The sequence below is a fragment of the Paenibacillus sp. T2-29 genome (genome assembly GCF_052921365.1).
This window is the reverse complement of sequence record NZ_JBREVE010000007.1, coordinates 238,770-245,789: the sequence shown is the minus strand read 5'-3', so window position 1 is coordinate 245,789 and position 7,020 is coordinate 238,770. Positions and strand designations below refer to the sequence as shown.

The window sequence follows — 7,020 nt, the reverse complement described above, 5'->3', positions numbered from 1 at the left end:
CGTAAACGCGCAGGCCGAAAGCAAGCTTTTTCGGACCTGCGCCGGGGCATGCGGTCACTTCATTTTTAGGGGAGATACGAATGAAATCTTTGTTTGAAAAGGAAGAACGATACTGGAGCGGCAAGTTTGACGCCGATGACAGCCTGAGCTTCCTTCCCTACAGTCAATCCTCCAAATTATCCGCCGACGGGGAAGCTGCGGCCGAGCCGGGCTTGCTTCACCGTACTCTGCCGAGTGAACTCTCGGAGAGAATCATTTGCCTCGCCAACGGTTCGGATTTGGCTTTGTACATGATTGTTTTGGCAGGAGTAAAAAGCCTGCTGTTCAAATATACCGGGCGGGACCAAGTGCTGATCGGTATGCCTTCTTATAGCGCAGACCCCGACGGGACTCCGCCGCCGCATGACATCTTGGTGATCAAGACGTCCGTAAGCCGCCAGACTACGCTGAAAACGCTGCTCGGGGGCATCAAAGCCTCCATCGGCGAGGCGCTGGAGCATCAGCACCTGCCTTTTCGGAAAATGGTGGAGCCGCTCCATCTGGACTATACGGGGGACGGCCTCCCGGTCGTCAACACCGTCGCATCCTTCGCCCCGATTCATCCGGAACCGCTGGTTAACCGGGTGGCGGCCGATACGGTTTTTCGCTTCGACCGCCAAAACCACTCCATCGAGCTGGAAATAAGCTTTGATGGGCAGCGGTACGAGCGGGCATTTGTGGAACAGGCGGCCGACCATCTTGTTCGGCTGCTGTCCGTGCTTTTATTTCAGCCGGATCTGGAGCTCGGACAAGCCGATGTGCTGTCCCCAGACGAGAGGGAGACGCTGCTGAAGCGATTTAATGACACCGAAACCGAGTTCGAGCGGGGGAAAACGATTTACGGCTTGTTCGAAGAACAGGCGGAGCTTTACCCGGACAACGTGGCCGCCGTCATGAACGAGCGGCAGCTGACCTACCGCGAGCTGAACGAGCGATCCAACCGCCTTGCGCGGAAGCTGCGGGAGACGGGAGTAGAAGCGGACCAGTTGGTAGCGATTCTGGCCGAACGCTCGCTCGATATGGTTGTCGGCATTCTGGCGATTCTCAAAGCGGGCGGAGCATACGTGCCTGTCGATCCCGACTACCCGGAGGAGCGCATCCGCTTCATGATCGAGGATTCGGGCGCGCCGTTATTGCTGATTCAAAAGCATCTGCACGAGAAGACCAACTTCGCAGGAACGCGCCTCGAATTGGACGATTTCGTTTGGGGCGACAGAGGGGCGGACTCCGCCGATGCGCTGGACGCTTCGAACCTGGAGCCGATTTCCGGGCCGGGCAACCTGGCATATGTCATCTACACGTCGGGAACGACCGGCAGACCGAAAGGAACACTGATCGAGCATAAGAACGTCGTGCGGCTCCTGTTCAACGACAAGAACCTGTTCGACTTCGGGCCGTCCGACACGTGGACGCTGTTCCACTCGTTCTGCTTCGATTTCTCCGTCTGGGAAATGTACGGAGCGCTGCTGAACGGAGGCAAGCTGGTCATCGTACCGCCGCTCACGGCGAAAAATCCGGCCGATTTCCTGGCGCTGCTGGGCCGCGAACAGGTCACGATTTTGAACCAGACACCAACGTACTTCTATCAGCTGCTGCGTAAGGTCTTGGCGGACCATCCGTACGATCTGCGGATTCGCAACGTCATCTTCGGGGGCGAAGCGCTGAGTCCGCTGCTGCTCAAGGGCTTCAAGACGAAGTACCCAGAGACGAAGCTGATCAATATGTATGGCATTACCGAGACGACGGTTCACGTGACGTATAAGGAAATAACGTGGGTCGAAATGGAGGCGGCGAAGAGCAATATCGGCAAGCCGATCCCGACGCTGAGGGTGTACGTCCTGGATGAAAACCGCCGCCCTGTGCCGATCGGTGTAGCGGGCGAAATGTACGTGGCCGGGGAAGGCCTTGCGAGAGGATACCTGAACCGTCCGGATCTGACGGCGGAGAAGTTCGTCGATTCCCCGTTTGCGGAGGGGGAGAAACTGTACCGCTCGGGTGACTTGGCGGCTTGGCTGCCGGACGGCAACATCGAATACCTGGGCCGGATCGACCACCAGGTGAAAATCCGCGGGTACCGGATCGAGTTGGACGAAATCGAGACGCAGCTACTGAAGATCGCCGCCGTGCAAGAAGCCAAGGTGCTCGACCGCGACGACGCGAACGGCCATAAGCAGCTTGTCGCTTATTACGTCGCGGAAACGAGGCTGGCGGCGAATGAACTCAAGGAGGAGCTCGCCAAGCAGCTTCCGGGGTATATGATTCCTTCGCACCTCGTGCAGCTTTCGGGGATGCCGCTGACCCCGAACGGGAAAATCGACCGCAAAGCACTGCCCGCGCCGGAGGAAGCCGCGGCTGGAGGAGCGGAATATGTCGCACCGAGAACGCTGCTCGAAATGAAGATCGCACGCGTCTGGCAGGATACGCTTGGCGTTCCGCAGGTCGGCGTAAAGGATAACTTTTTTGAGTTGGGTGGCAATTCGTTAAGTCTGATGAGGCTCGTTCAAGCCGTTTACGATGAAACGGGCATCGAGATACCTTTGAACCGCCAATTCCACAATGTAACAGTTGAAGCCATGGCTTTCGGCGAGTCGGATCTCGGCCTGGATAAAGGGGGAGACTCCTTCATTAAGCTGAATAAAGCAGGAGATCTGAACGTGTTCTGCTTCCCTCCGGGCAGCGGTTTCGGCATCGGTTACCGAGAGCTCGCAAGCAGGCTTGACGGCCGGTTCGTGCTCTACGGCATTGATTTTATCGACGATGCCGTCGATTACGAGGCCATGCTGAACCGTTATGTGGACGAGATCGTCTGCATCCAGCCGGAAGGACCTTACGTGCTGCTCGGCTACTGCTTCGGAGGCAACCTGACGTTCGAGGTAGCCAAAACGATGGAGAAAAGAGGGTATTCCGTAACGGACGTGCTCATGGTGGACTCGTGGATTAAGGACGCGCTGACGCCTTCCGAAACGTCGGGGAAAGAGCTTGAAGAAACGCTTGCGGATTTCGACGAAGAAGAGAAGGAATTAATGAGCAACCCGCTCGTGCGGGAGCGGGTTCATCGGAAGGTCAAAGCGACCTTGGCGTACGAAGCGCAGCTTATTAATTCCGGCACGATCCCGGCCAGGATTTATGAACTGATTGCGAAGGACAGCGAAGCGTTCCGCCTGGAGCACCAATTGCCTTCCTGGCGGGGGGCAACGACGCAAGCTTACGCCGATTACCGGCTGGAGGGCGCACACGAGGAATTGCTGGAACTCGCGCGCGTGGAAGAAACGGCCGTTGTCATCCGGGACATCTTAGAGCAAGTCAAGCGGCAGATCGAAGCGGAGGCCGGGGTACTGCATGGAAGCTGACCGCCAGCCGTCTGTTCTAGAACAAGGCACAGCGGCGCCTTCCAAACGCCAAACCGCTTACGCCGCCTGGAAAGCGTTCCGCTGGCTGATGTCCTATGTAAGCCGTCACAAAGGCTGGATGATCGTCGGTGTCTTGTCCGCGATTGCCGCCGCCGTTATTGAGATATGGACGGGAAGTTTGATCGAGCAGCTGACCACCCAGGCCGAGAAGGGGGCGGGGCCAATCGTTCTGCAAATCGTGTACGCGGTCTTTGTGGTCATCTTGATCGGTGTGCCGGCGAAGTTTTTCATGAGCTTCGGCGTGGAGCGAAGCAGCGCCTCTGCGGTGCAGGATATCCGCAACCATGTCATGCGTCATATCGGCAAACTCCCGGTCTCCTATTTGGAAAAGCAGCACTCTGGCGACGTATTGTCGCGGATCAACAACGACCTGCAGCTCATCCAGCAGTTTATGATTCGGGACCTCGCCCAGTGGTTTTATCATCCGCTGTTGTTCATCGGCTGTTTCGCTTATTTGATCTACCTCCAATGGGAGCTGATGCTGTACAGCCTGCTGTTATTTCCTGTAGCGCTGCTGGTTTCCCAATGGATCGGCAAGCAGTTGGAGCGGTTGACGGAGGAAGCCCAGGCGAACATGGGCCGAATGAACGTCAACCTCCAGGATACGCTTGGGGGTATGCCTATTGTAAAAAGCTACCTGCTATCCGGCATGTTGTCTCGCTCCTACCAAGTGCTGCTGCAATTGACGGCCCAAAAAAAGCTGGCCGTGAAAAAGCGGGAGGCCTGGGTCAACCCGCTGCTTTCGACGCTGATGATCAGCCCGATCATTTTCGCCGTCAGTTACGGAAGCTATTTGATCTACAAAGGGCAGCTAGGCGCGGGAGAGCTGATCGCCTTCCTGTACTTGCTGAATCTGTGTCTGGAGCCGCTGGAGCATATTCCCGAGCTCATCACGCGGACGTTCGAAATGGCCGGTGCCCTGAGAAGGGTCTCTGAAATCGTCGAGCAGCCGACCGAAACGGAAAATGGCCGTTCGCTTCTGAAAGCGAGCGCCGCCCCCATCGAGTTTCAGAACGTAACCTTCGGGTATGAGGAGAGCTCCCCGATCCTACGGAATGTTAGCTTCTCGGTGCCGGAAGGGAAGACGATCGCGCTTGTCGGAGCGAGCGGCGGAGGGAAGAGCACGGTGTTTAAGCTTGTATGCGGCTTTTATACGCTTCTGGAGGACCAGGGCGAGATCCGCGTGTTCGGCAGCCTGATCCACGGCGCCGACCCGGAGCAGCTTCGGTCGCATTTTTCCGTGGTAACCCAGGATTCATATTTGTTTAGCGGCACGATCGCTGAAAATATCGGCTACGGGCGGGAAGTAGCGTCGATGGACGAGATTATCGAAGCCGCCAAAGCCGCTCAGGCGCATTCCTTCATTATGCAGCTTGAGGGCGGCTACCAGACATATGTCGGAGAGCGCGGAGGCTTTTTGTCCGGCGGGCAGCGCCAGCGCATTGCAATGGCCCGGGCTTTTCTGAAAGATGCTCCCGTTCTGCTGCTGGACGAGCCAACGTCGGCTCTTGATCCGGAGTCGGAAAGCGCGGTTCAGGAAGCGCTGGGCGTATTGATGAAGCAGAGAACGACGATGGTTATTGCCCACCGGCTTTCTACAGTACAAAACGCCGATGAAATTTGGGTCATGGAACAGGGGAGTATTGTTGAAAAGGGCACTCATGAACAATTGCTGAAGATGAAGGGACTGTACGCCCAGTCGTACTATCAGGAATTTACCGAGTCTGCCGAACGCAGGGAGGTGGCGTACACATGAAAAAGGGCGGATGGCTCTCGCAAGTGAAAGAACTCGGCTACTTGCTGATGTTTATGAACCGCAAGCGCAAAACCCAGTACGCCATTGGCCTGGCCGTGACGGCGCTCACCCAGACATTGTTCCTGATCGCCTTCAGCTTGGTCGTACATAACTTGGTTGATTTCGCCGTGTCCCGAGATACGTCCCTGATGGTGGAAGCCTTTATTATTTTGGGCGCGGCCTTGTTCCTGGAAAATGTGATTTCTCCCTGGTTCATTTACTTATACCAGCGCAGTGTCGAGCTGACTGTGCTGAATATCCGAGAACGTCTTTATGACAAGCTGTGCCGGGTGCGGCCGAGATTCCTGGAGCAGACGCACCATGGGGACTTGCTGTCGCGGGTGAACAACGACGTAACGACCGTTGAGTTTACATTCTCGCAGGTTTACTTCGTTTTGCTGCTTCAAGTTGTCTTTTGCATCGGCTCCATTGTCTCCATGGTGTTGATCGATTGGCGGTTTGCCGGCGTATCCTGCGTCATTCTGCTGCTGTCCTCCGTGGTCAGTCTGAAATTTGCGCGGGATATTCGCGCTTTGTCCGAACAAGGCTTGCAAACGCTCGGTAAAATGACCGAAAAATTCAAAGATTTTATGGGCGGCATTCAAATTGTGAAGCTGTTCCGCATCCGCACGATTTACGGCCAGTACGAGGCGTTGAACGAACAAATGACGCAGACGCTTCGGCAAACCGCGCAGAAGAACGGCATGCAGGCTGCGGTGAATCATTTTATCAGCTACGTCACGTTCTGCGGCATCATCGTCATCGGCAGTCTTCTTTATGCCTACGGACTGATGGGAATGGGAAGTGTCGCCGCCCTGGCGGTTCTGCAAGTGAATCTGACGCACGCCTTGTTGAACTTGGGGATGGTTCTGTCGATGACCCAAAATTCGCTCGCGGGCGCTCACCGGATTCAAGAGGTACTAAGAGAGGAAGAGGAACCGGATCGTTTGGGATCTCCTCACAGCGAGCTCGTGTCGGAGGCTGCGGTGGAGTTTCGCGATGTGGAATTTTCCTATCAGGCGGATAAAAAGGTGCTTGTCGACATCTCCATGCAGGTGTTTCCCGGCCAGGTCGCCGCTATCGTGGGGGCCAGCGGCAGCGGCAAAAGTACGCTGATCAAGCTGCTGCTCGGCTTTTATCCTGTGGACAGCGGAGAAATCCTGCTCCAAGGCAAACCGTTCGGCCATTACACGCTGGACGAAATCCGCAGGCAGATTGCATACGTTCCGCAGGAGCCGTTCTTGTTTACCGGCACGATTGAGGAAAACATCCGCTACGGCAACCCGGATGCAACGGATGAAGAAGTGATCGAAGCGGCCAAAGCAGCGTACGCTCACCATTTCATTCAGGAACTTCCTGAACAGTATAAAACGCCGGTGGGGGAGAGAGGAGCGTCGTTGTCGGGCGGACAAAGGCAGCGAATTGCGATCGCCCGGGCGATTCTCAAAAACGCCCCGATTCTGCTGCTGGACGAAGCGACTTCCGCACTGGATAACGAATCCCAGCATTGGGTACAGCAAGCCCTGAACGTATTGATGAAGGGGCGTACCACCATTCTGATCGCCCACCGTCTCAGCACTGTGGAACATGCGGATTTAATTACCGTCATGAACCAAGGGACGGTCGTCGAGCGGGGCCGCCATCAGGACCTGCTGGCGCTCGGGGGTTATTACGCCCGGCTGTACGGCTAGACCCGCTTTACGGCGGGCGGCTTCCTGCTTGCGAATGCGACAGAGTTTTTTAGTAATCCAAGGTATGACTTTATAACCGGTAGTT

3 protein-coding genes are annotated in these 7,020 nt (G+C 56.2%); all 3 read left to right on the top strand.

All coding sequences use genetic code 11. From position 1 onward, the window contains the following. Positions 1–80: 80 nt before the first annotated feature. From ACU1JV_RS19825 to ACU1JV_RS19815, 3 genes are read left to right on the top strand one after another with little or no spacing between them, the layout of a single operon-like run. A complete protein-coding gene (locus ACU1JV_RS19825; RefSeq protein WP_413987072.1) occupies positions 81–3,389 on the top strand; it encodes a non-ribosomal peptide synthetase in 3,309 nt (1,102 codons plus the stop codon). Then, entirely contained in the window at positions 3,379–5,205 is a 1,827-nt protein-coding gene (locus ACU1JV_RS19820; RefSeq protein ID WP_165084662.1) for an ABC transporter ATP-binding protein, read from the top strand. Before ACU1JV_RS19825 ends, ACU1JV_RS19820 begins: the two co-directional genes overlap by 11 nt. Then, positions 5,202–6,935 (top strand): ABC transporter ATP-binding protein, encoded by a 1,734-nt coding sequence (locus ACU1JV_RS19815; RefSeq protein ID WP_013373222.1) that lies wholly within the window; start codon positions 5,202–5,204, stop codon positions 6,933–6,935. Before ACU1JV_RS19820 ends, ACU1JV_RS19815 begins: the two co-directional genes overlap by 4 nt. The last annotated feature ends 85 nt before the right edge of the window (positions 6,936–7,020 follow it).

Excerpts from the sequence above, each read along its gene's own strand:
- ACU1JV_RS19825 (WP_413987072.1), top strand. The coding sequence starts at position 81 with ATGAAATCTTTGTTTGAAAAGGAAGAACGATACTGGAGCGGCAAGTTT.
- ACU1JV_RS19820 (WP_165084662.1), top strand. The coding sequence starts at position 3,379 with ATGGAAGCTGACCGCCAGCCGTCTGTTCTAGAACAAGGCACAGCGGCG.
- ACU1JV_RS19815 (WP_013373222.1), top strand. The coding sequence starts at position 5,202 with ATGAAAAAGGGCGGATGGCTCTCGCAAGTGAAAGAACTCGGCTACTTG.